Source organism: Rhizomicrobium sp. (assembly GCA_037200385.1).
Classification (GTDB): domain Bacteria; phylum Pseudomonadota; class Alphaproteobacteria; order Micropepsales; family Micropepsaceae; genus Rhizomicrobium.
Map to the genome: position 1 here is coordinate 1,270,635 of JBBCGL010000001.1, position 24,285 is coordinate 1,294,919.

13 protein-coding genes are annotated in these 24,285 nt (G+C 67.3%); 6 read left to right on the forward strand and 7 right to left on the reverse strand.

What is annotated here, in order from left to right; translation table 11 throughout:
- Window positions 1–23: 23 nt before the first annotated feature.
- The 3 genes from WDM91_06225 to WDM91_06235 all read left to right on the forward strand — a co-directional run bounded on the left by WDM91_06225 (window position 24) and on the right by WDM91_06235 (window position 5,139).
- Window positions 24–2,210: a prolyl oligopeptidase family serine peptidase gene (locus WDM91_06225; GenBank protein ID MEI9994170.1), complete on the forward strand. Its 2,187-nt coding sequence runs from the start codon at window positions 24–26 to the stop codon at window positions 2,208–2,210.
- Window positions 2,211–2,244: 34 nt separating this feature from the next.
- A complete protein-coding gene (locus WDM91_06230; GenBank protein ID MEI9994171.1) occupies window positions 2,245–2,622 on the forward strand; it encodes a GFA family protein in 378 nt (125 codons plus the stop codon).
- A gap of 75 nt (window positions 2,623–2,697) precedes the next feature.
- Window positions 2,698–5,139: a glycogen/starch/alpha-glucan phosphorylase gene (locus WDM91_06235; protein ID MEI9994172.1), complete on the forward strand. Its 2,442-nt coding sequence runs from the start codon at window positions 2,698–2,700 to the stop codon at window positions 5,137–5,139.
- Between the two features lie 26 nt (window positions 5,140–5,165).
- Here the strand turns inward: WDM91_06235 and treY are convergent, their stop codons facing one another.
- Genes treY through WDM91_06270 form a run of 7 tightly spaced genes read right to left on the reverse strand, consistent with a single transcriptional unit; the run spans window position 5,166 to window position 20,942 of the window.
- Window positions 5,166–7,571, reverse strand: a complete 2,406-nt coding sequence (treY, locus tag WDM91_06240; GenBank protein MEI9994173.1) for a malto-oligosyltrehalose synthase — start codon at window positions 7,569–7,571, stop codon at window positions 5,166–5,168.
- Window positions 7,568–9,250: a 4-alpha-glucanotransferase gene (locus WDM91_06245; protein ID MEI9994174.1), complete on the reverse strand. Its 1,683-nt coding sequence runs from the start codon at window positions 9,248–9,250 to the stop codon at window positions 7,568–7,570. Before WDM91_06245 ends, treY begins: the two co-directional genes overlap by 4 nt.
- Window positions 9,250–10,857 (reverse strand): malto-oligosyltrehalose trehalohydrolase, encoded by a 1,608-nt coding sequence (gene treZ, locus WDM91_06250; protein MEI9994175.1) that lies wholly within the window; start codon window positions 10,855–10,857, stop codon window positions 9,250–9,252. Before treZ ends, WDM91_06245 begins: the two co-directional genes overlap by 1 nt.
- Window positions 10,854–12,905 (reverse strand): glycogen debranching protein GlgX, encoded by a 2,052-nt coding sequence (glgX, locus tag WDM91_06255; protein ID MEI9994176.1) that lies wholly within the window; start codon window positions 12,903–12,905, stop codon window positions 10,854–10,856. The genes treZ and glgX overlap by 4 nt, the downstream gene beginning before the upstream one ends.
- Window positions 12,902–15,022, reverse strand: coding sequence for a 1,4-alpha-glucan branching protein GlgB (glgB, locus tag WDM91_06260; protein MEI9994177.1), 2,121 nt, complete (start codon window positions 15,020–15,022; stop codon window positions 12,902–12,904). Before glgB ends, glgX begins: the two co-directional genes overlap by 4 nt.
- Window positions 15,019–18,195, reverse strand: coding sequence for a maltose alpha-D-glucosyltransferase (gene treS, locus WDM91_06265; GenBank protein ID MEI9994178.1), 3,177 nt, complete (start codon window positions 18,193–18,195; stop codon window positions 15,019–15,021). The genes glgB and treS overlap by 4 nt, the downstream gene beginning before the upstream one ends.
- On the reverse strand, window positions 18,192–20,942 hold the full coding sequence (locus WDM91_06270) for an alpha-1,4-glucan--maltose-1-phosphate maltosyltransferase (protein ID MEI9994179.1): 2,751 nt from the start codon (window positions 20,940–20,942) through the stop codon (window positions 18,192–18,194). Before WDM91_06270 ends, treS begins: the two co-directional genes overlap by 4 nt.
- 261 nt (window positions 20,943–21,203) lie before the next feature.
- On the opposite strand from WDM91_06270, the gene WDM91_06275 reads away from it, so the two are divergent.
- The 3 genes from WDM91_06275 to WDM91_06285 are packed head-to-tail and all read left to right on the forward strand — an operon-like array spanning window position 21,204 to window position 24,159.
- A complete protein-coding gene (locus WDM91_06275) occupies window positions 21,204–22,307 on the forward strand; it encodes a mechanosensitive ion channel domain-containing protein (protein ID MEI9994180.1) in 1,104 nt (367 codons plus the stop codon).
- Window positions 22,304–23,083, forward strand: a complete 780-nt coding sequence (gene otsB, locus WDM91_06280) for a trehalose-phosphatase (protein ID MEI9994181.1) — start codon at window positions 22,304–22,306, stop codon at window positions 23,081–23,083. The genes WDM91_06275 and otsB overlap by 4 nt, the downstream gene beginning before the upstream one ends.
- 29 nt (window positions 23,084–23,112) lie before the next feature.
- Window positions 23,113–24,159, forward strand: a complete 1,047-nt coding sequence (locus tag WDM91_06285) for an ROK family protein (GenBank protein ID MEI9994182.1) — start codon at window positions 23,113–23,115, stop codon at window positions 24,157–24,159.
- The last annotated feature ends 126 nt before the right edge of the window (window positions 24,160–24,285 follow it).

The window sequence follows — 24,285 nt, forward strand, 5'->3', positions numbered from 1 at the left end:
GCCGCAGCCGTCAGGGATGACCGATGAAGATCCGCGCGTTGAAGCTTGGCGCCGTCCTGGCGGTCCTGACGGCGGGCTCGCTCGCCGCCACGGCGACGGATCCCCTGGCGCCCATCGGGGCGCCGCCGAAGCCGTCTGCGGCTCCGGTCCAGCCGGTCACCGAGACGCTGTGGGGCCGCAAGGTCACCGACGATTACCGCTATATGGAGGCGCTCGACCCGCAGACGATCGCCTGGATGAAGGCGCAAGGCGGATATACACGGTCGATCCTCGACGGCATCGCGCCGCGCGACGCGCTGGCGCGGACGATCGCCGCCTTCACCGGCAGCTTCGGCTTCGTCCAGGGTTATGTGCGCTTCGGCGGCCGCGCGTTCTATGAGGAGCGCAGGCCGGGCTCGGACAATTTCGACCTGATGGTCCGCGACGACAAGGGCACGCGCAAGATCATAGACGTCGCCGCGCTGCGCGCCGCGCATGACGGCAAACCCTTCGCGATCAACTATTTCCTCGCCTCGCCGGACGGCAATCTGGTGGCGGCGGGCGTCTCCGAAGGCGGTTCGGAAGACGCATCCATCGCGGTCTATGACGCGGCGACCGGCCAGCAGGTGGCCGGACCGGTCGACCGCGCCCAGTTCGGCGCCACGACCTGGTCGAAGGATTCCAAGAGGCTCTTTTTCATCCGGCTCAAGACGCTCGGCGCCGGCGATCCGGGAACGGAGCGCTACCGCGATGCGTCGCTGGTCTCCTGGGACCTCAAATCCGAACCGGTCGCCATCCTGGGGTCCAAGGTCGGGCATGGGCCGGCCTTCGGACCCGACGAGACGCCCGCCCTCGGGATCGTCCCCAACGGGCCGATGGCCGTGGCGCTGTCGATCAACGGCGTGCAGAACGAGCAGGCGCTGTGGATCGCGCCGGCCGATCGGGCCGACGATCCCAAAGCGGACTGGAAGCCCTTCGTCACACGCGCCGACGACGTCAACGGCTTCGATGCGAGCGGCGACCGCCTCTATCTGCTGTCGCACAAGGATGCGCCGACCTTCAAAGTGCTCTCGGTGAAGGCCGGCGAACCGCTGTCCGCCGCCACGGTGCTGATCCCCGCCCAGCCCGACCGGGTGATCGATTCGGTCCGCGCCGCATCGGATGCGCTCTATGTCCTGGCGCGCAAGGGCGCCTATTCGCTGCTGCTGCGGATTCCCGACGGCGCGGGCGCGATCGAGGAGATCGCGCTGCCCTTCAAGGGCCACGTCGCGGAAGCGTTCACCGATCCCCGCGCGCCCGGCATCACGATCGAGCTGGAGAGCTTCGTCGTCCCGCCGACGACCCTCGCCTACGATCCCGCGACGAAGCGCTTCGCCGACCTGAAGCTGGGCGTCGCGCCGGCCTATGACTCGGGGCGCTACACGGTCAGCGATCTGGAGGCCAAGGCGGAGGACGGCGTGCTGGTGCCCGACACGCTGGTGCGGCCGAAGGACGCCCGGGGGCCGCAGATCGTGCTCATCCAGGCCTATGGTTCCTACGGCATCTCGCAGCTCGCCGATTTCTCGCCGCGCGCCGTCAGCTTCCTGGAGGCCGGCGGCACCTATGCCTCCTGCCATGTGCGCGGCGGCGGCGAGCTGGGCGATGCCTGGCGCCTGGCGGGCAAGGACGCCAACAAGGTCCACACCTGGCGCGATCTCATCGCCTGTGCCCAGGACCTCATCGCCCGCGGCTATACGACGAAGGACAAGCTCTTCATCTTCGGCGGCTCGGCCGGCGGGATCACGATGGGCCGGGCGCTGACCGAACGGCCCGACCTGTTCGCGGGGGTGATCGACTCGGTGCCTTCGGCGAACCCGTTGCGGGCGGAGTTCTCGCCCAACGGCCCGCCGAACATTCCGGAGTTCGGGACCATCGCGACGAAGGCCGGCTTCGAGAACCTCTACGCGATGGACACGCTGCAGCATGTGCGCAAGGGCGCGCAGTATCCCGCCGTGATGATCACGACCGGCTTGAACGACCCGCGCGTCTCGCCCTGGGAGCCGGCCAAGCTCGCGGCCTATCTGCAGGCGACGGGGACCGCCAAGCCGATCCTGCTGCGGATCGACGAAGCAGCCGGACACGGCATCGGTTCGACCAAGTCGCAGAACGACGCGCTCTATGCCGACATGTACAGCTTCATCTTCTGGCGCGCGGGGCTTCCCGCGTGGCGGCCGGGGGCCGGTCACCCCTAAGGGCGCGTGGCGTCATCACCGAACGGAGCGGGACATGCACACGGGATCCTGTCTTTGCGGCGCGGTGCGGTTCACGGTGTCGGTTGCCCTGCCGCCGCCCGACGCCTGCCATTGCATGCAGTGCCGCAAGCAGTCCGGTCACATCTTCGTTTCGACCGACGTGCCGCGTTCGGCCGTGACGATAGAGGGCGCCGAGAACGTCACCTGGTACCGCTCGTCGGAGAAGGTGCGGCGCGGCTTCTGTTCGACCTGCGGCGCGTCGCTGTTCTGGGATCCGATCCACAAGGACTGGATCGGCATCGCGATGGGCGCCTTCGACAGGCCGACGCAGACGCAGCTGGCGATCAACGTCTTCGTGACGGAGAAGGGCGACTATTACGAGATCACGGACGGGTTGCCGCAGAAGCCGTAGCGGGTTGTCGCCCTCAAGAAGCGCCTCTAGGCTGCGCCCGGCGATCCAAAGCCCGTGGTGGTGATGTCCTTGACCGTGCAATCCGAGCCCACACAGGCGGAAATCCGGGATGCCTTGCTCGCCAACGTCGTCGAGCTTCTGGGGCGCGACCCGCAGACGGCAACGAAGCGGGACTGGTTCTACGCCCTCGCCTACTATCTGCGCGGGCGGCTCAGCGCGGCGCGCGTCGAGACCTGGCGGCGCAACTTCGATCATGGCGCGAAGTGGACCTATTACCTTTCGATGGAACTCCTGCCCGGAAAGCTCCTGCGCACCTGCCTGAACAGCCAGGGACTGCTCGAGGTCTGCCGCGGTGCGCTCGGCGATTGCGGCGTCGATCTCGACACGCTGTGGGAGATCGAGGTCGAGCCGGCGCTGGGCAATGGCGGACTCGGACGGCTCGCGGCCTGCCTGCTCGAATCCATGGCCGCGCTCGGCTATGCCGGGCTGGGCTACTGCATCCGCTACGAATACGGCATGTTCCGCCAGGAGATCGAAAACGGCGAGCAGGTCGAGTACCCGGAGAACTGGCTGAAGGAGATCAATCCGTGGGAATTCCCGCGGCCCGATTTCACCTATGCGGTTCCGTTCAAGGGCCGCGTGACGCAGGTGACCAACTGGAAGGGCGAGCTCGAAATCCATTGGAGCGAGACGGACACCGTCAATGCCATGGCCTACGACATGCCGGTCATCGGCGCGAACGCGGAGACGACCAGCATGGTCCGGCTGTGGTCGGCGAAGGCGACGTCGGATTTCAACTTCGCCTGGTTCAATCGCGGCGACTATGCCGAAGCCGTCGAGGCAAAGGTCCAGTCGGAGACGCTGTCGCGCGTCCTCTATCCCAACGACTCGATCAATACCGGCCGCGAGCTGAGGCTGAAGCAGGAGTTCTTCCTGGTCTGCGCTTCCCTCCAGGACATCCTGCACCGCCATCTGCGGCGCGGCATGGCGATCGAAGACCTGGCCGACCATGTCGCCATCCAGCTGAACGACACCCATCCCGTGCTCGCGATCGCCGAGCTCATGCGCCTGCTCGTCGACGTCCACCGCGTCGGCTGGGACACGGCGTGGGAGATCACCTGCGCGACCTTCGCCTTCACCAACCACACGCTGCTCTCCGAGGCGCTCGAATTGTGGCCGGTGCCGCTGTTCGAGGCCTTGCTGCCGCGCCACCTGCAGATCGTCTACGAGATCAACGCACGGTTCCTGCGCGACGTGATGCACCGCAATCCGGGCGACACGGACCTGCTGCGCCGCATGTCGATCATCGACGAGAGCGGCGCGAAGAGCGTGCGCATGGCGCATCTGGCGATCATCGGCAGCCACCGGGTCAACGGCGTCTCGCATACCCATACCGGCATCATGCGGCAGACGCTGTTCCGCGACTTCGACCGGTTGTGGCCCGGACGCATCATCAGCCTGACGAACGGCATCTCCCAGCGGCGCTGGCTGGTCGACGCCAATCCCGCGCTGACGGCGCTGATCGCAACGCGCATCAAGGGCGGCTGGCCCGCCGATTTCGACCGGCTGCGCGAGCTCGAGCCCCATGCGGGCGACGCGGCGTTCCGCGCGGACTTCGCGGCCGTGAAACGGGCGAACAAGGCGCGGGTCGCCCAGATATTGAGCGCGCGGCACGGCCTCGCGATCGACGCGGCGTCGCTGTTCGACCTGCACATCAAGCGCATCCACGAATACAAGCGCCAGCTCCTCAACATCCTGCAGGTGATCGGCCGCTACAACCGCATCCGCGCCGGCGTCGACGAGGTCGCGCGCACCGTGATCTTCGCCGGCAAGGCCGCGCCGGGCTATGCCATGGCCAAGCGCATCATCCATCTGATCAACGCGGTGGCCGACATCGTGAACAACGATCCCAAGACGCGCGGCCTTCTGAAGATCGTGTTCGTGCCGAATTACGGCGTGCAGATCGCCGAGCAGCTGGTGAGCGCGGGCGATCTGTCCGAGCAGATCTCGGCCGCGGGCACGGAAGCCTCCGGGACCGGCAACATGAAGCTCGCGCTGAACGGCGCGCTGTCCATCGCCACCCAGGACGGCGCCAACACCGAAATCCGCGATGCGGTCGGCCCGGAGAACATCTGGATATTCGGCCACAGCTTCGAGGAGCTCCAGGCGCTGCGCGCCGCGGGCTACGATCCGAACGCGATCTATCGCGAGAGCGCGGAAATCCGCCAGAGCCTCGACATGGTCCGCGACGGCTATTTCTCCCCGCACGACCGCGACCTGTTCGTGCCCGTGGTGGACGCGCTCTTGAAGGGCGGCGACCCCTTCATGGTGCTGGCCGACTACGACGCCTATGTGCGCACCCAGGCAGCGGTGGACGAGGCGTGGCGCGACGGGACGGCGTGGACGACGAAAGCCATCCTCAACGTCGCGCGGATGAGCCCGTTTTCGATGGATCGCCTCGTGCGCCAATATGCCGAGCGCGTCTGGGACGTGAAGCCGGCGCCAATCTCCGGATGAGATCCAGCGCATCGAACGGCGCGCCGTCACGCCACCAGCACCACGACGGGAAAGGTGTCGAACAATTCGGCGCAATCGAGCGAGCGCACGGGCGGCAAGGCGGGATCGAGCGCATTGTGCCAGCGCCCTTCGGCTCGAAGGGTGCCGGATATGGCAGGCAAAGGAATGCCGCGCTCCATGGAAGAAGCGGCCGAGAGACGCGGCACCGCGACGAAAAGCGGCCCGCGCCGGAAGGCGAAGACATGCTCGGGCGCCGTCACGGGCTCGACCTCTGCCGCGAAAGCTTCCGGCCGCTCCCCGCGCAGGGCCAACAGGCGCCGGATCAGCGCCAGTTTTGGCGCGCCGGTTTGCCAAGCGTCCAACGAGACCGGGCTCGAGACCATTTCGTTTCTTCGCGCGTAGTCGACGGGGCGGCGGTTGTCGGGATCGACCAGGCTGAAATCCCAAAGCTCGGTGCCCTGATAGAGATCGGGGACGCCCGGCAGCGTATAGCGCAGCGCGCATTGCACGAGGCTGTCGCATAGGCCGGCCGGCGCCAGCCTCGCGACGAAGCCGGCAAGCCGCGGGACGAAGCCATGGCCGGGATCGAGAATCGCGCGCACGAACGCGGCATTCTCCTCTTCGAACGCCGCATCGGGCGCGAACCACGAGGTCTGCAGCTTGGCCTCGCGCAGGGATTTCTCGCGCCAGGCCAGCACGCGCTCGGTCTCGATCGGCCACGAGCCGACCAGGGTCTGATAAAGCTGGTATTCGTCGCCCGGCATCACCTTGGGCGGCCGCAACGGCGCGTTCGTCGCGAACCAGGCGCGCACCGCGTCTTCCCAGAGATCGGGGATCTCGCTCAACGCCGCCAGCCGCGCCCGCACATCCTCGCCGCGCTTGTGGTCGTGCGTCGCGGTCGTCAGCATCGCGTTGGGAAACGTCCGGCCGCGCCGGGCCGCCTTGCCTAGAAAGTCTTCGGGGGAGATCGCGAAACGCTCCGGCGCGAAACCGACGTCGTTGCGCGAGAGCAGCCGCCCGTAGCGATAGAAAGCGGTGTCCTCGACCGCCTTCGCCGCCACCGGCGCGGCAAGCTGATTGAAGCGCCGCATCGCATCGCGCGCCGCCTCGTCGCCGGCGCGCATGGCTTGCGCGATCGCGTCGAGCGCCTTGCCCGGCACGGCGGCCTTGGCCGCGTCATACGCCGCATCGAAGGACGGACTCGGCGTTCCGGCATAGGTGCGATAGGCGTGGAAGTTTTCCAGCAGATGCGCGAGCGCGGTCTCGAATTCGTCCTGGCCGATGGCGGGCGACAGCAGCTGGAAGGCCGCGGCCGCCGCGCGCAGCTGATTGGCGAAGGCATGCCGCATCACCTCGCGGCGCGCCGCGCGTTCCTCCGGCGCGAAGTCGGGCGAGCGCCCGCCAATCTCCGCCCAGAGCTCCGCAAAGCGTTCGGCGTTCGCGCCATCGTGCTGCAGCGCCGAGACCTGGTCCATGAAGTCGTAGCCGGTCGTGCCGTCGACGCCCCAATCCCCGGGAAGGCTCTCATCCTGCGCCAGGATCTTCTCGACCACGATATAAGGTGCATCCTTGCGCTCGCGCTGCGCATTGAGCGCATCGAGACGCGCGCGCAGCCGCTGGCAATAGGCCTTCGGATCGGTGAGGCCGTCGACATGATCGGCGCGCACGCCATCAATCAGGCCCTCGCCATAGAGCCGGAAGACCGTGGCGTGGATGATCTCGAACACACCGTCGTCCTCGACGCGCAGCGCCGCGAGCTCGGTGATGTCGAAGAAGCGCCGCCAGTTGATGCGCTCGCCCGCATCGCGCCAGAAGGCGAGGCGGAAGTTCTGCCGCTCCAGCAATTCGCTCAATCGCGCGGGCGTGTTGGCCGCGGCGAGATCGGCCTCGACCTCCTCGTAATCCTCCTTGCGCAGCGGAAAGCGATGCTCGGCATAGGCGAAAGCGTATTTGCCGAGCGCCTCGTCCTTGATCAGCGTGATCTCGCCGGCCGCGATGGCGTCGCGCGGCTTGGAGCCCAGCAGCGGCACCAGGACCTTGTCGCGCAGGTTTGGCTGCGCCGGCTCCCAGTCGATGTCGAACATGTTGGCGAAGACGCTGTCGCGCCCCTTCTCCAGCAAGTCCAGCCAGCAGGTGTTATCAGCGCCGCCGACCGCCATATGGTTCGGCACGATGTCGAGGACGATGCCGATATCGTGCGCCCGGAGCGCCGCCGCCAGGGCGCGGAAGCCGTCCTCGCCGCCGAGCTCGGGATTGATGCGCGCGTGATCGATCACATCATAGCCATGCATCGAGCCGGCGCGCGCGGCCAGGATCGGGGACGAATACAGGTGGCTGATGCCGAGCGCGGCAAGATAGGGCGCAAGCGCCGCCGCGTCCGCGAAGGTGAAACCCTTGTGGAACTGCATGCGATAGGTCGCACGTGGGGTCATGGTGCCGACCGACCGCGCAGGAGCGCGGCGAGGTTGGCGCGCGCCACGGGACCTGCCAGCGTGTCGCCGGGCGGCAGGCGGCGGCGCCAGTTGGGGTGCTCGTCGATCGTGCCCGGAATATTGGGCTGCTCGATCACACCCACCACGTCTTCGACGGGCACGATCGCGATCTCGCACGGCGTGCGGCCGACGAAGGCGAGCGCCGCCTCGACGACGCGCTCGGTGTCCTCCGGCGCCGGCTCCGGCCCCTGGCCGATCGCCGACCACAGATAGGCGCGATCCTCGCCGCGTGCCCAGCGCTCCGCGGCGATGTCGCCGTGCTCGGATCTGCGGCCCAGCGTCTCCAGCCAGTCGATGTCGCGGCCGCGCCACCAGCCGGCGATGGTGGGAAGGTCGTGCGTGGTGGAGAGCGCCGCGGCCCGCGCCGACCAACGTTCCGGCGCAAGGAAGCGGCGGCCTTCGCGCTGGAACCACAGCACCTCCATGCCCAGCATGTCCGCGCCGCGCATCGCGTCGCGAAAGCCGTCCGGCACCGTGCCCAGGTCTTCACCGATCACGATGGCGCGATGGCGCCGCGAGTGCTCCGCCAGCAACGCCAGCAGCGCCCGCATCGGATAGTGCAGATAGACGCCGTCCTGCGGGCCGGCACCGTCGGGGATCACCCAGAGCCGGTTGAGGCCCATCGCATGGTCGATCCGCACGCCGCCGGCATGGCGCATCGCGGCGTCCCAGGTGTCGGCAAAGGCCGCGCGCGGCGCCGCCGGCGACAGCGCGGTGAGGCCCCAGTTCTGGCCCTGCGGATTGAAGATGTCGGGCGGGGCGCCGATGGTGAGGCCGCGCAGGACATCGCCCGGCGCGCTCCAGGCGTGGCTGCCATGCGGGCTCATGCCGACGGCGATATCGGCGATCAGGCCGATGCGCATCCCCGCGTCGCGCGCCGCGGCTTGCGCGTCCGCCAGGCTGCGTTCCGTCAACGTCTGGAGAAAAACGTAGAACTCGACGTCGTCACGATGTTCGCGCGCGAACGTTTCGACCGCGGCACTACGCGGATCGCGGTAGGCGATCGGCCAGTCCTGCCAGCGATACAGGCCCTGTTCGCGGAAATGCGCGTCGAGCGCCTCGAACCGGGCGTGATCGCGCAGCCGCCCGTCTGCTGGCGCCGATGGCGCGCGTGCGAAAGCGACGCGCAGCCGCGCGAGCTTCGCGCGCGCCGCCGCCGGCCAGTCGACCAGGCCGTCGCGTCCGTCGTCCGGCACGTCTTCCGCGGCGTAGAGCGGATTGAGGAACAGCCGGCTCGACGGCGAATAGGGGCTGATCTCGTCGAGCGCGGCGAGGAACGGCGCATGGATCGGGCTGACCGCGATCGCGTCGATGCCGAGAGGCGCCGCCTCGCGGGCAAAGCGCGCCAGCGCGCCGAGATCGCCGAAGCCGTCGCTGCCGCGCAGCGCGTAGAGCTGGGCCGCCAGGCCCGCCACGCGCCGCCCCGGCGCGGCTTCGCCAAGCGAAAAGCATTGCTCGGCGCTGCCTGGCTGCTCATCGCCCATCTCGTAGCCGCCCAGGGCATCGAGCACGGTGCGCAGGGTGTCCGGGGACACGGTCTTCGGATGCCCCGACGCGTCGATCCAATCCGGTGCCAGGCCGGCCTTGCGCGCGCGGTCGTACAGGGCGGCGTCGCTCATCATGGCTCGATCCAGCAGCGCGTTCCGGCGCTGTCCCAGATGGGGGTTGCGGATGGGAGCGGACAGGACACCGTCTCGCGGCCGAGATTGACCAGGATGGTCAGCCGCGCGCCGTCGCCCAGGCGCCAGGCGGCGCGCACCGCTTTCGGTCCCACGACCTCGGCGCCTTCCGCCGTACAGCCCTTGAGTCGCGGCACGATCCGCGCGCGGCGCAGCTCGAGCAGATCCTTATAGAACATGTGCCATTCGGTGCCACCGTCGAGGCGCGGCCGCGCACGCTCGAAGGTATCCGGCGCGTTGGGATCGGGGATTTGCGCGCGCCTGGCGGGATCGCGGAATTCGGGGAATTTGGCGAACTCGCCGCGGCGGCCTTCGCGCACGGCATCGGCGAGCTTGCCGTCCGCGTGATCGCAGAAATAGAGGAACGGATCGCGCGCGCCCGTCTCCTCGCCGAAGAAGAGCAGCGGGATCGGCGGCGCAAGCAGCAGCAAGCCGATGGCGGCCTTCAGCGCCGTCTCATCCGCCAGCACCGTCAAGCGCTCGCCGAACGCGCGGTTTCCGACATGGTCGTGGTTCTGCAGGAAATTCACGAAGGCGGTGGGAGGAAGCTGCGGACCCGGTCCGCTGCGCTCCTGGATGAACCGGCCGGCGAGCGAGGTCGCCAGACCTTGCACGGGCGCCGCCGCATAGGCGCTGTAATATCCCTCGCTCTCCCCGGTCAGCAGCACATGGACGGCGTGATGGAAATCGTCGTTCCATTGCGCGATGCCGGCCTCGGCCAGCAGCTTCGCGTCGTTGCGCTCGTTCTCGACAACGACATGGACATGGCGGCCGGGCGCCGCGGCACGCACGGTGCGCGCCAGCTCCGCGATGAAACCGTCGTCGCCGATGGCGTGCACGGCATCGAGCCTGAGCCCGTCGATATGGAATTCGCGCACCCAATAAAGCGCATTGTCGATGAAGAAGCGCCGCACCGGTTCCTTGCGGAAGTCGATGCCCGCACCCCAGGGCGTGTGGCGATCCTCGCGGAAGAAATCCGGCGCATGGACCGGCAGGTAATTCCCGTCCGGTCCGAAATGGTTGTAGACCACGTCGAGGAACACCATCAGGCCGAGCGCATGGGCGCGGTCGATCATCTGCTTCAGCGCGTCCGGAGTGCCGTAGGCCCGCGCGGGCGCATAGGGCAGCACGCCGTCATAGCCCCAATTGCGCGTGCCCGGAAAATGCGCGATCGGCATCAGCTCGACCGCGGTGATGCCGAGCTCGGCGAGCCTGGGCAGATGCGCTTCGATGCCTGTGAACCCGCCCATCAGGCCGGCATGCAGCTCGTAGAGGACGGTCTCCTCCCATGGCCGGCCGCGCCACGCGTCGTCCCGCCAGCGATAGGCGCCGGGATCGGTGACGACACTCCACTCGCCGTCCTGCAAGCGCGACGCTGGATCGGGCACGGTCGCATCGCCGATCCGGAAGCGATAGCGCGCGCCCGGCGAAAGCTGTGCGTCGGTCTCATGCCAGCCGTCCGACGCCGGCGCCATCGGTATCGTCCGTCCAGCGAGTTCGAGATCGACATGCGCACAGGCCGGCGCCCAGAGCCGGACGCGTGTCATGACGGCGTCTCCAGCAGCGCCGCGACCATCACACAGGCATGACTTTCGACCTTGCAGGATTTCCCGCCGCATGCGCCCGGCTCGCGGTCGGGCGCGGCGCCGTCGAAGACCACGCGCCAGTCAAACGCCTCCGGCAGCGCGAATTCGAGCGCATCCTCCGAACCGTTCATCAGAAGCGCGATGATCTCGACCTTGCCGTCGGCGCGCCGCGACGTGCGGCGCATCACGAGCGCGCGGCCTTCCGGATTCTGCCAATCCTCGTCGGACAGGATTTCGCCGCGCTCGTCGAGCCAATCCAGATCGCGGAAGCCCGGCGCGATCTCCTGCCCATGGCGGAAGCGGTCCTCGCGGAGGCCGGCGAATTCGCGGCGCAGCGCGATGAGGCGCGCCGTCCAGGCGATCAGCGCCGCGTCGGCCGCGGACCAGTCCAGCCAGGAGATCTCGTCGTCCTGGCAATAGGCGTTGTTGTTGCCCTTCTGCGTGCGGCCGAGCTCGTCGCCGGCGAGCAGCATCGGCACGCCGCGCGACCAGAACAGCGTGGCGAGCAGCGAGCGGCGCATCCGCGCGCGCATCTCATTGACCTGCGGATCGTCGCTCGGCCCCTCCACGCCCCAGTTGCGCGAGAGATTGTCCGATATGCCGTCGCGGTTCTCCTCCCCATTGGCCTCATTGTGCTTGCCCTCGTACAGGGTGAGATCCGCCAGCGGCGCACCGTCATGGCTGGCGATATAGTTGATCGACGCCGACGGCCGGCGCAGCGCGAAGAAGTCGGAGGAGCCGGAAAGCCGCTCCGCCAGATCGGGCCGCTGGTCTGGGTCGCCGCGCCAATAGCGGCGCACCGTATCGCGATAGCGGTCGTTCCACTCCGAGAAGCCGGGCGGGTGATTGCCGAGCTGATAGCCGCCGGGTCCGATGTCCCACGGCTCCGAGATCAGCTTGACGCCGGCGAGCGCCGGATCCTGGCGCAGCGCATCGAAGAAGCCGCAGCCGGGATCGAAGCCGGAATGTTCGCGGCCGAGCGTGGCGCCGAGATCAAAGCGAAAGCCGTCGACGTGGAACGACTGTACGAAATAACGCAGCGAATCCATCACCATCTGCGCGACGCGGGCATGGGACATATTCACGGTGTTGCCGGTGCCGGTGTCGTTCACCGTCCGGCGACGGTCTTCGTCGGGCAGCCGGTAATAGCTCGCGTGATCGAAACCGCGCCAGGACAGCGTCGGACCGAGCTCGCTGCCCTCACAAGTGTGGTTGTAGACGACGTCGAGGATGACCTCGATGCCGGCCTTGTGCAGCGCGCGGATCGCGGTGCGAAGCTCGTCCGCCGTGCCGTAGCGCGGCTCCGGCGTGAAGAACGAGAGCGTGTTGTAGCCCCAGTAATTGCTCAAGCCTTTCTCGACCAGAGTGCGATCCTGCGCGAAGGCGTGGATGGGCAGTAGCTCGATCGCGGTGACGCCGAGCCGGCGCAGATGGTCGACCACCGGCGCGGCTCCGAGCGCCGCATAGGTCCCGCGCGCGGCTTCCGGCACGGCGCCCAGCAGCTTGGTCAGGCCTTTGACATGGGCCTCATAGATCACCGTATCGGCCCAGCCGATGCGCGGCGGGCGGTCGTCGCCCCAGTCGAATGTTTCCTTCGTCACGAGGGCTTTCGGCATGAAGGCCGCGCTGTCGCGTTCATCGAACGTAAGATCGGCATCCTCGCCGCCGGGCGCATAGCCCAGCAGCGTATCGTCCCACTTCACTGCGCCGGACAGCGCCTTGGCATAAGGATCGAGCAGAAGCTTGTTGGGATTGAAGCGGTGGCCGTTCTCCGGCTCGTAAGGACCGTGGACGCGATAGCCGTAGGCCACCCCCGGCGCGGCGCCCGGAAGATAGCCGTGCCAAACCTCGTCGATATGGCCGGGCAGCGACATGCGCGTCTCGCCGCCGTCCTTGTCGAACACGCAGAGCTCGACCTTCGCGGCATGAGCCGAGAAGACGGCGAAGTTCACGCCGCGTCCGTCATGGGTGGCGCCGAGCGGGTAAGGCAGTCCAAGTTCCAGTTTCATCCAAGTACCAATGTTGCGAGCGGCGGCAGGGTGAGTATCAACGCGCCATCGCGGGCTTCGGCCTGTCCGCCATTGCCGACATTGCTGCCGCCGTAGATCTGCGAGTCCGTGTTGAGGAGCTCGTGCCACGTGCCGTCGTGCGATACGGGAATGCGGTAATCGTAGCGCGGTACCGGCGTCATGTTGACGACGACGAGCAGCGTGCGCCCATCGGGCGCGATGCGCTCATAGGCGAAGACGCTGTTCGCGCTGTCGTCGCCGACGGCCCAGCGGAAGCCCTTCGGATCGCCGTCCAGGGCGTGGAGCGCGGGTTCGCGCGCATAGATCCGGTTCAGGTCACCGACGACGCGCTGGACGCCGGCATGTCCGTCATCCTTGAGCAGGTCCCAATCGACCTCTCCGTCGTGATCCCATTCGCGCGGGCTTGCGATCTCGCCGCCCATGAAGAGCAGCTTGCGTCCGGGATGCGTCCACAAGAACGCGAAATAAGCACGCAACGTCGCCAACTTCTGCCAGACATCGCCCGGCACGCGGCCGTACAACGAACCTTTGCCGTGGACCACCTCGTCATGCGAGAGCGGCAGGACGAAACGCTCGGACCAGGCATAGACAAGGCCGAAGGTCATGTCGTGGTGATGCCAGCGGCGATGCACCGGCTCGTAAGAGAGGTACGACAACGTATCGTGCATCCAGCCCATGTTCCACTTGTAGGAAAAGCCCAGCCCGTCCGGCGCGGTCACGCCCGGCCAGGCCGTCGACTCTTCCGCGATCGTGATCGCTCCGGGATGGCGCTCGCGCACCAGCGCGTTCAGGCGCTTGAGGAAGTCGACGGCCTCGAGATTCTCGCGCCCGCCGTAGCGGTTGGGGATCCACTCGCCGGGCTTGCGCGAATAGTCGCGGTAGAGCATCGACGCCACCGCATCGACGCGCAGGCCGTCGACATGGAAATGCTCGAGCCAGAACAGCGCGCTCGCGGTGAGAAAGCCCTGCACCTCGCGGCGGCCGAGATTGTAGATGAGGGTGTTCCAGTCCTTGTGGAAGCCCTCGCGCGGATCGGCGTGCTCGTAGAGCGCGGTGCCGTCGAAATGCGCAAGGCCGTGCGCGTCGGAGGGGAAATGCGCCGGCACCCAGTCGAGGATCACGCCGAGGCCGGCGCGGTGGCAGGCATCGACAAAGCCCGCGAACCCCTCCGCCGTGCCGAAGCGCGCGCTCGGCGCGAATTGCGACAACGGCTGATAGCCCCAGGAGCCGCCGAAGGGATGTTCCATGATCGGCAGCAGCTCGACATGGGTGAAGCCGAGCGACGTGACATAAGGGATGAGATGCTCGGCCAAGCCGCGCCAATCCATCGTCTCGCCATGCTCGGGCCGCAGCCAGGACGCGGCATGGACCTCGTAGATCGAGATCGGCGCCTCCGGCGCCTGCGCGGCGGCGCGCCGCTCCAGCCAGTCGCCGTCCGTCCAATGGAAGCGCCAGGGCGCGGCGACGACGGACGCATTCGCAGGCGGATGCTCGGTGGCACGCGCCAGGGGATCCGCCTTGAGCGGGAGCAGCGCGCCGTCCGGGCCGGCGATCTCGTATTTGTAGCGCTCGCCCGCCATCAGGCGCGGCACGAAGATCTCCCACACGCCGGCGCCGTGCCGCAGCCGCATCGGATGGCGCCGTCCGTCCCAGCCGTTGAAATCGCCGACCACCGAGACGCGCCGCGCGTTCGGCGCCCATACCGCGAAGCGCACGCCCTCCACGCCGTCGATCACGTCCACCGCGGCGCCGAAGCGCTCCGACAGCTCCCAATGCGAACCTTCGGAGAAAAGATGCAGATCGACATCGCCCAGGATCGGCGCAAAAGCATAAGGGTCTTCCGCTTCCTGGACCGTGCCTTGCCAGTGAACGCGAAGCTTGTACGGCCGCACGCCGCGGCCGACGAACACGCCAGTGCTTCCCACCGGCAAGAGCGCCGCGACGTCCTCGCCGCAGACGATCTCGACACGCAAGGCCCCCGGCTGGAAACTGCGCACGATGCCGTCATGGGGACCGAGGAACGCGAAGGGATCGGGGTGGCGCCCATCCGCCACCATCAGCGCCTGGGCGATCTCCTGGCCGTCCTGCATGTTCATAGCGCCGCCGCCAGTCCGGTAAAGCCCGCCGCAGGAAGGTCGATCCAATCCGGGCGGTTGTTGGCTTCATACACGATCTCGTAAGCTGCCTTCTCGAGCGCGAAGACGGCAAGCAGCTTCGCCTCGCGCGCGTCCAGCGGACGGCCGCGGCCTTTCGCATAGCCTTCCAGGAAGGCGTCGCGCGCGACGCGGCCGAATTCCGCGAGCAGCGTCTTGGCGCGATCCGCGCTCTGGCTGGTGTTGACCAGCCGGTCGTTGCGCGCGACCACGCCGCCGACATAGTCGAAGGACCGCAGCATCCCGGCCACATCGCGCAAAGGAGAGTTCTTGGCGCGGCGCTCGGCCAGCGGCTTGGCCGGCTCGCCCTCGAAGTCGATGATGACCGCGTCGCCCGCCGCCACGAGGACCTGGCCGAGATGCAGGTCGCCATGTATGCGCGTGAGCGGCAACCCTTCGCCTGCGGCCAAGGCTCCTTCCGCCGCCGCGTCCAGCGCCTTGCGGTCGCCGAGGTCGCGCAGCGCAAAAGCGGCGTCGAGTTGCGCGCGCAGGCGCGTCCGCCAGGACGCGATCGTTTCGGCGGTGGCCTTCTCCGGCGCGAAATCGGGATCGTCCGAAGGCTGCGCGAGCACTTCGTGCATCTCGCCCAGCCGGCGGCCGGCAACCGCGATGAAATTGCGATAGGCTTCCAGATCGTTGCCGCTCTCGCCGTCAGTCACCGCCTTGTCGTCGATCAGGCGGCCGACCTGTTCCAGCGACCACTGAAAGGCATCGCCCTGGTTCTCGACGAAGCGCTGCACCACCGCGGCGGCAGCGTCCTTGTAGCGCACCTCGCCCATGAGCGAAGCGATGCCGGTGAAGCCGCGTTCGGTCAGCACGCGCACCATCTCCGCCTCGGGATGGACGCCGTCGACGAGGCGGCGGAACAGCTTTATCACGGCGCGGCGGCCGACGATCAGCGTCGAGTTGCTCTGTTCGGCGCCCGGCCATTCGATCTCCGCGTCCGGCGCGATATCGGCGAAGGCTGGCGCGCGGCTGCAGGTGAGAGCGCCTGGTCCGCAGCCCTCGGATAGCCCGCGCAGGAGGGCGCGCGCGAACTTCGCCGTCGCGAAACCGTCGGTCAGAAGACCGATCTTCGCGCCGCGCCGCACGCGCCCCAGGGCGAGCGCCGCCTCGAACGGGTTCGACGGCGCGTCCTCCCAGGCGATCGCGAGCGGCAGCGCATAGTGCTCGCCGTTCACGTCGAGGACGCCGAAGAGGAGCTCCTTGTCGAAGTCCCGCGTGTCCGCGATCCGGACCGCGGGCACGCCGGTGCTCTTGGCTTGGTACCAACGCCGCTGCGCGACATAGGCCGGCAGCACTTCCTTCTCCAGGACATTGCGCTGCCGCCCGTCGATGATGTCGTTCAAGCCGTTGCGGATGATGAAGGTGTGATATTCCGCGATGTTGTCGGACGTGGCCGTGCTCCACGCCGGCTGGTTGGTCTCGGCGCTCAACGAAAACCAGTAGAACCCGAAAGGCTGGAGCGTGAGCAGATAGGTGAGCTGGCCGATCTTCGGGAACGCCACCTCGCCCGACAGCTCGACCGGCGTGCGGCCGGCGAATTCGCCGAGATCGAGCTCGACCGCCTGCGCCGTACGCGACACATTGGCGACGCAGAGGACGGTCTCGCCCTCGAACTCGCGCAGATAGACGAGCACCTTGCGGTTCTGCGGCCGCAGGAAACGGATCGTGCCGCGGCCGAACGCCTTCCAGCGGCCGCGCACCACCAGCATGCGGCGCACCCAGTTGAGCAGCGAATAGGGGCTGCGCCACTGGGCCTCCACGTTCACGGCTTCGAAGCCGTAGATCGGGTCCATGATCGGCGGCAGCACCAGCGACGCCGGATCGGCGCGCGAGAAGCCGCCATTGCGGTCGGGCGACCATTGCATGGGCGTGCGCACCCCGTCGCGGTCGCCCAGATGGATGTTGTCCCCCATGCCGATCTCGTCGCCGTAGTAGAGGATCGGCGTTCCCATGATGGTGAGCAGCAGCGAGTTCATCAGCTCGATGCGCCGCCTGTCGTGTTCGAGCAGCGGCGCGAGCCGGCGCCGGATGCCGAGATTGAGGCGCGCCCGCTTGTCGGCGGCATAGGTCTTCCAGAGATAGTCGCGCTCCTTGTCGGTGACCATCTCCAGAGTCAGCTCGTCGTGGTTGCGCAGGAAGGTCGCCCATTGGCAATTCGCAGGCGCATCCGGCGTCTGGCGCATGATGTCCATGATGGGGAAGCGGTCTTCCTGCGCGATCGCCATGTACATCCGCGGCATCAGCGGGAAGTGGAACAGCATGTGGCATTCGTCGCCGTCGCCGAAATAGGCCTGGACGTCCTCCGGCCACTGGTTGGCCTCGGCGAGCAGCATGCGGCCGGGATAATGGACGTCGACCTCGGCGCGGAAGCGCTTCAAGACGGCGTGCGTCTCCGGCAAGTTCTCGTTGTTGGTGCCTTCGCGCTCCACCAGATAGGGCACCGCGTCGAGGCGCAGCCCGTCGACACCGATGTCGAGCCAGAAGCGCATCACGGAAAGCGCTTCGGCGATCACGGCGGGATTGTCGAAATTGAGATCGGGCTGGTGCGAATAGAAGCGGTGCCAGTAATAGGCCTGCGCCCCGTCATCCCAGGTCCAGTTCGACTTCTCGGTGTCCAGGAAAATGATGCGCGTGCCCGCATAGCGCTTGTCGCTATCCGACCAGACGTAGAAATCGCGCTCCGGCGAGCCTGGCGGCGCCTTGCGGGCGCGCTGGAACCAGGGGTGCTGGTCGGAGGTGTGGTTCAGCACCAGTTCGGTGATGATGCGCATGCCCTTGGCATGCGCCAGTTCGATGAAGCGACGCACGTCGTCGATCGTGCCATAGTCGGGATGGACGCCGCGATAATCGGCGATGTCGTAGCCGTCGTCGCGCCGCGGCGAGGGATAGAACGGCAGCAGCCAGATCGCGGTGACGCCGAGCTCGGCCAGATAGTCGAGCTTGCCGATCAGGCCCGCGAAATCGCCCACGCCGTCATTGTTGGCATCGGCGAACGATTTGACGTGGAGCTGGTAGATGACCGCGTCCTTGTACCAGAGCGGATCGTGCGCGCGCTCCTCCTGGATCGTCTCGGCATCGCGGGGGAGATGCAGATCTTCGCGGACGTTCATCGCTGGTCCTCCGCCGGGCAGACGCGCCACAGACGATACGGCGCGTCCGGCTCCAGGCGTAGATGCTGGAGCTTGCCGCGCCAGGTGAAATGGCGGCCGCTGAGCAAGTCTTCGACGAACAGCGCTCCGCCGTCCGGCAGTCCCCATTCCCAAAGCGGAATCTCGAAATCGCAGTCCTGCGGGGCGTGCGGATCGAGGCTGACGGCGACGAGGATGGTCTCGCCGGGGACGTGCTTGCCGTAATAGAGGACGTTCGGATTGAAGGCGTTGTAGAACGTGACGCCCAGATGCGTCTGCAGCGCAGGATGCGCCTTGCGCAGCCGGTTGAGGACCCCGATCTCCGCGACGATGTTCCCCGGCGCGTTCCAGGTGCGCGGCTTGATCTCGTATTTCTCCGAGTCGAGATATTCCTCGCGCCCCGGCAATGCGGCGGCTTCGCAGAGTTCGAAGCCCGAGTAGATGCCCCACAGGCCCGACAGCGTGGCCGCCAGCGCAGCGCGGATGAGGAAGCCGGGGCGGCCCGAGGTCTGCAGGAAATAGGGATCGATGTCCGGCGTGTTGACGAAGAAGTGCGGGCGGAAGAGATCGCGCGCCGGCGCCGCGTTAAGCTCGCGAAGATATTCCGTGAGCTCGTCCTTGGTGTTGCGCCAAGTGAAGTAGGTGTAGGACTGGGTGAAGCCGATCCTCGCCAGGTGATACATGACCTTCGGTCGCGTGAACGCTTCGGCGAGGAAGATCACGTCCGGGTCGCTTGCCCGGACGCTCGCGATCAGCCATTGCCAGAACGCGAACGGCTTGGTGTGCGGGTTATCGACCCGGAAGATGCGCACGCCCTCCCCCGCCCAGAATCCGACGATGTCGCGCAGCGCGGTCCAAAGGCCGGGAACCGCGTCCTTGGCGTAGAAGTCGACATTGACGATGTCCTCGTAAAGCTTGGGCGGGTTCTCGGCATATTTGATCGAACCGTCCGCGCGCCAATCGAACCAGCCGGGATGCTCCTCGAGCCAGGGATGATCCGGCGAGCACTGCACCGCGAAGTCGAGCGCGATCTCCAGCCCCTCCGCGCGCGCCGCGGCGATCAGGGCGCGGAAATCGTCGAGCGTCCCGAGCTGGGGATGAACCGCGTCGTGGCCGCCCTCCGCCGCGCCGATCGCGTAGACGCTGCCGGGATCGCCCGGCCCCGGCCGCAGGGTGTTGTTGCGGCCCTTGCGGTTGGTCCGCCCGATCGGATGGATCGGCGGCATATAGAGCACGTCGAACCCCATGGCGCGGATGGCGGGCAGTCTCGCGATCACGTCGCGGAACGTGCCATGTCGCCCAGGGTCGTCCGTCAGCGAGCGCGGAAACAGCTCGTACCAGCTTGCGAAGCCGGCACCGGCGCGGTCGGCGTCTATCGGATAGCTCGGACTGCGGCTGAGGAAGCGCCGGTCCTCCAGCCGATGCATCGCTTCGATCGTTTCCGGCGCCAGCAATATCGCGGGATCGCCGGCGGACACGCCGAGCACCTCGCGCACCATCGCGTCGCCTTCGCGGACGTCGAGCGCGATATCGCGGCCGGCCTCCTGCTTCCGGGCAAGATCGCGCACGAAGCCGCCATAGCGATCGATCCAGGCCTCGATGAAGACGTCATGACGTCCGACGCGGTCGAGCAGGAGCGATGCGCGCCAGCGATCGTTTCCGATGGGCTGCATCGCAATGCGCCGTTCGCCATGGACGAGCTCCGCCGCGATCAGGGGATGACCGTCGGCGAATATGTCCGCCTCGACCACCACTGCGTCGCCCACGATCCGCTTGACGGTAAATCGACCATCGCCCAAGGCGGGCGTGACGTCGGCGATGACGATCCTGGGCTCTTCCGCGCCGAGCTTTGGCGGCACGGCGCGGAGCGGAGCGCGGCGATCGACGCGCAAAAGGCGAACCTCATGCGGCGCCAGCACCGTCGCCGGCGGGATATCCCAGTCCTCGAGCGCGATCGGAGCCGGCGATACGGTGTCGCCGGGATTGACGAGCGCGATCAGCGCGCTGCGCGCGAGGCGGGCATCGGGCTCCGCCGTGCGGACCAGGGCGTTGCCGTGACGCGCCAGCATGCCACGCGCCGCAATGACCGGATCGGATGCCACGAGCGCATTCGTCGCTCCGATGCAATCGTCGATGTCTTCGTCGGTCGCGAATTCGGCCGGCATCCAGATGCCCGAACCCGCCACGGCGGCCACGGCATAGCGTGCCCGCCGCTCGCGGAGTCCAGCCGGGATCCCCTCCACGCCGACCCGCGCCAAGACCGGCGCGATGCGCGACGCCGCCTGATACTCCTCCTCCAGCCAAGCCGCGCGAAAATCCCACCACGCGAGCGACGACAGGCAATAGTCGAAACCGCATCCCGCCAGTCCGGCGAGCGCCTCGCGCGCGAGCCCCGCGATGTCGGCGACGAAGACGATGGACGGCGCGTTCGACCGCAGTTCGGCAATCAACTGACGCAGCAGCGCCGGCGGCACGCGTCCCGGCTGGCGGAGCCTGAACCCGCACACGCCTTGCGAGGCGAGCTGCACCAGCCGATCGCGCCAATACGCTCCGAATCCGTCGCATGCGGCATAGAAGCGTGCGACGGCCCGCCCTTGCAGTTGGACGAGGTGACGCGGATCGATCGCGCGAGCCGGATCCGCAGAGGGTCGGACGGCGAACCAATCGGGATGTGCCTCGACCAGCGGATCGTCGGACGGCAATTCCGCCAGGTCGACATTCGCCAACACCTTCAACCCACTCTTCGGCCATGGCGACCCATGATTGCTCGCGAGATGGTCGAAGCCGAGCGCGCTAGCGCGTGCCGCGGCGGCGGAGTCCACAGCAGCCGCTCCGAGGTCACAAATCCGCGGTGGCGACATCGGCAAGGCCCCGGTTGCACGTAAAATTCGACATGGACGCAACGTGGTTGCAGCGCAAAAAGTTCCCCGGAACCCATTGGATCGCCGCGGCTTTATGCCTGGAAGGGGAAAGCGGCAAGACGAGGATCGATGACCGACAACAGACTCCTGCTCGACCTGTTCCCCTGGGCGCCGCGGCCCCTGATCGTCCTTGCGCTGGTCGTCGCGGCGATCGCGCTGGCGGTCGCCGTGCACGCTCTGCTATGGGCGCTGTTCAAGCGCTTCTTCGGGGCGCGCTACCCGTTCGTGCACGAAATCGTCGGCCGTACGAGCGGCATCAGCCGCTTCGCCTTCATCATGATCGCGTTCAGCATGGCCGTGTCCATCGCGCCGCTGCATCCGCGCGTCGCCGACGACGCCAACCGTGCGCTCTTGGCGGCGTTCATCGTATTCCTGGGCTGGCTGGCGATCGTCGGCGTCAATCTGGCGATCGACCGCTATGTCGGACGCTTCAAGCTCGACGTTTCCGACAATCTTCTTGCCCGCAAGGCCGTGACGCAGATGCGCCTGCTCAAGCGCGCGCTGGATTCGGTGATGGTGGTGGTCACGGTCGCCTTCGCGCTGATGTCCTTCGACTCCGTGCGCGAGTTCGGCGTCAGCCTGTTCGCCTCGGCCGGCGTCGCGGGCATCGCGGCGGGGTTGGCCGCGCGGCCGGTCCTCGAGAACCTGCTGGCGGGCGTCCAGCTCGCCATCACCCAGCCGATCCGGCTGGACGATGTGCTCATCGTCGAGGGCGAATACGGAACGGTCGAGGAGATCACCTCGACCTATGTGGTTCTCAAGCTGTGGGATTGGCGCCGGATGATCGTGCCGCTCAGCTATTTCTTCGAGAAGCCCTTCCAGAACTGGACCAGGGCCTCCGCCTCGCTCATCGGCACGGTGATGGTCTATGCCGATTACACCGTGCCTGTCGAGCAGGTCCGCCGCAAGCTCGAAGAGATCGTCAAGGAGTCCAAATTGTGGGACGGCCAAGTCGTGAACCTCCAAGTCAACGACGCCAGGGACAATGTGATCGAGCTGCGTGCGCTGGTGAGCGCCCACGACTCTCCGACGGTGGCCGATCTTCGGGCGGAGGTGCGCGAAAAGCTGATCGGCTATCTCCAGAAGGAGCTTCCCTGGGCCTTGCCGACCTCGCGCCAGCGCTCGATCGCCGAAGGCGACACGCGGCCCCAGCGCCGGGCCGTGGGCGCATGACCTCCCTGCCGGCACTCGACCTCGATCGCACCGCGTTGTTCCTCGATATCGACGGCACGTTGCTGGATATCGCGCTGACGCCGGAGTCCGTCCGCGTGCCGCATATGCTGGTGGACGACCTTGCACGGCTTCGCGCGCGCTGCGACGGCGCGCTGGCACTCGTAAGCGGACGGACGCTGGAGGACATCGACAGGTTGTTCGCGCCGCTCAGGCTTCCCGCGGCCGGCGCGCACGGCACGCAAGTCCGGCCCGACCCCAACGCACCGATCGGTCATCTCACGCGTCCCATTCCGGCCGAATTGCGCGCCGAATTCGCGGCGCTCGCCGACCGCCCGGGCATGTTCATCGAAGACAAGGAAGTCACGCTCGCATTGCATTATCGCCTGCTCGTGGACGCGACGCTGCCGGCTGCGCGGGTCGCCGAGGTCGAGGCCGCGGCGGCACGGGCCGGTTTTTCTCTCCTGCATGGCAAGAAGGTCCTGGAGCTCAAACCTGCGGGCACCGACAAGGGCACCGCGCTGCGCACCTTCATGACCAAGCCGCCCTTCGCGGGTCGCGTGCCGCTGTTCGCCGGTGACGACGTGACCGACGGCTATGCCTTCGCGGTGCTGGAAAGCCTCGGCGGCCTCGGAATCTCGGTAGGACGCCCGTTCCCGGGCGCGGCCTATCAGGCCGCCGACCCCGAGGCGCTCCGCCAATGGCTGCATGGGCTGCTCGAACCGCAAGCCAACAAGCCAAAGGAACCTAGCACGACCGCGTTCGTTGATCGTCCATGAGCGAGGGCGGGACCGCGAAGGCACCTCTGTTGTGTGGACATGGAAGCCTGCGGCTCCCCAAAGTCGACATCGTCTCCTACAACATCGAGCTCAAGGACAGTGGCGGATTTCTCGGCGACCGCGCGAGCAAGAAGGCCCTGGCGGCCATTCTCGACAAAGCCCGCAAACCTCTGATCAAGGAAGGCCGCGACCCGTTCGGCGAACGGCCGAGCACCGAGATCGGAAAAAAAGAGCTCGACAAGGCCTTGGAGACGGGCGACGCCGAAACAGCAGGCCTGGTCCATACCATCGTCGAAGACTTCTCGCAGGACTTCGCGTTCGTCGTGCGGCGGCTGCTCAAGGACAAGAGCTGGCAGGACGTCGAGCGGATCGCCGTCGGCGGCGGAATGCGCGGCCACCGCATCGGCGAGCTGGCCATCGGCCGGCTCTCCGCCCTCCTCAAGGCCGAAAAGATCGACGTCGAGATCGTACCCATCGACAGCGATCCGGACGATGCCGGACTCTTGGGCGCCGTCCAGCTCGCGCCCGAATGGGTCTTCAAGGGCCATAACGCCCTCGTCGCAGTGGATATCGGCGGCACCAATATGCGTGTCGGCCTCGTCGCGTTCGACTTGAAGAAGGCGCCCGGCTTCGGCGACGCCGCCGTGACGGAACGCGAGATCTGGTGCCATGCCGACGACGACGTCACGCGCGACGCCGCGGTGGGCTCGCTCGTGGAGATGATCGGCGACATCATCCGGCGCGCGGAAAAGGCCCAGCTCAGGCTGGCGCCCTTCATCGGCATCGGCTGCCCGGGCATCATCGAGCCGGACGGCTCGATCGATCGCGGGACACAGAACCTGCCGGGCAATTGGGCCAGCGCGCGTTTCAACCTTCCTCAGCGCATCGTCGAGGCGATACCGCTCATCGGCGAGGACGACACGCAGGTGGCACTTCACAACGATGCCGTCGTGCAAGGGTTGAGCGAAACGGCAACCATGACGGATGTGCAACGGTGGGGAATCCTCACCTTGGGCACTGGTCTGGGCAATGCCTCTTTTGTGAACCGCAAGCCGCACAAAACGAAGGCAAAGTAGCGCCCGTCAACCTGTCTCCACCTCGGCTGCGACAACTTACTCCGTTCGATTCAATACCAGGGCAGCTGTTTCGCGCTCCAGCGGATGAACGGTTGGCGAGACCGCGCGTTTTGCACTGCGGAACCA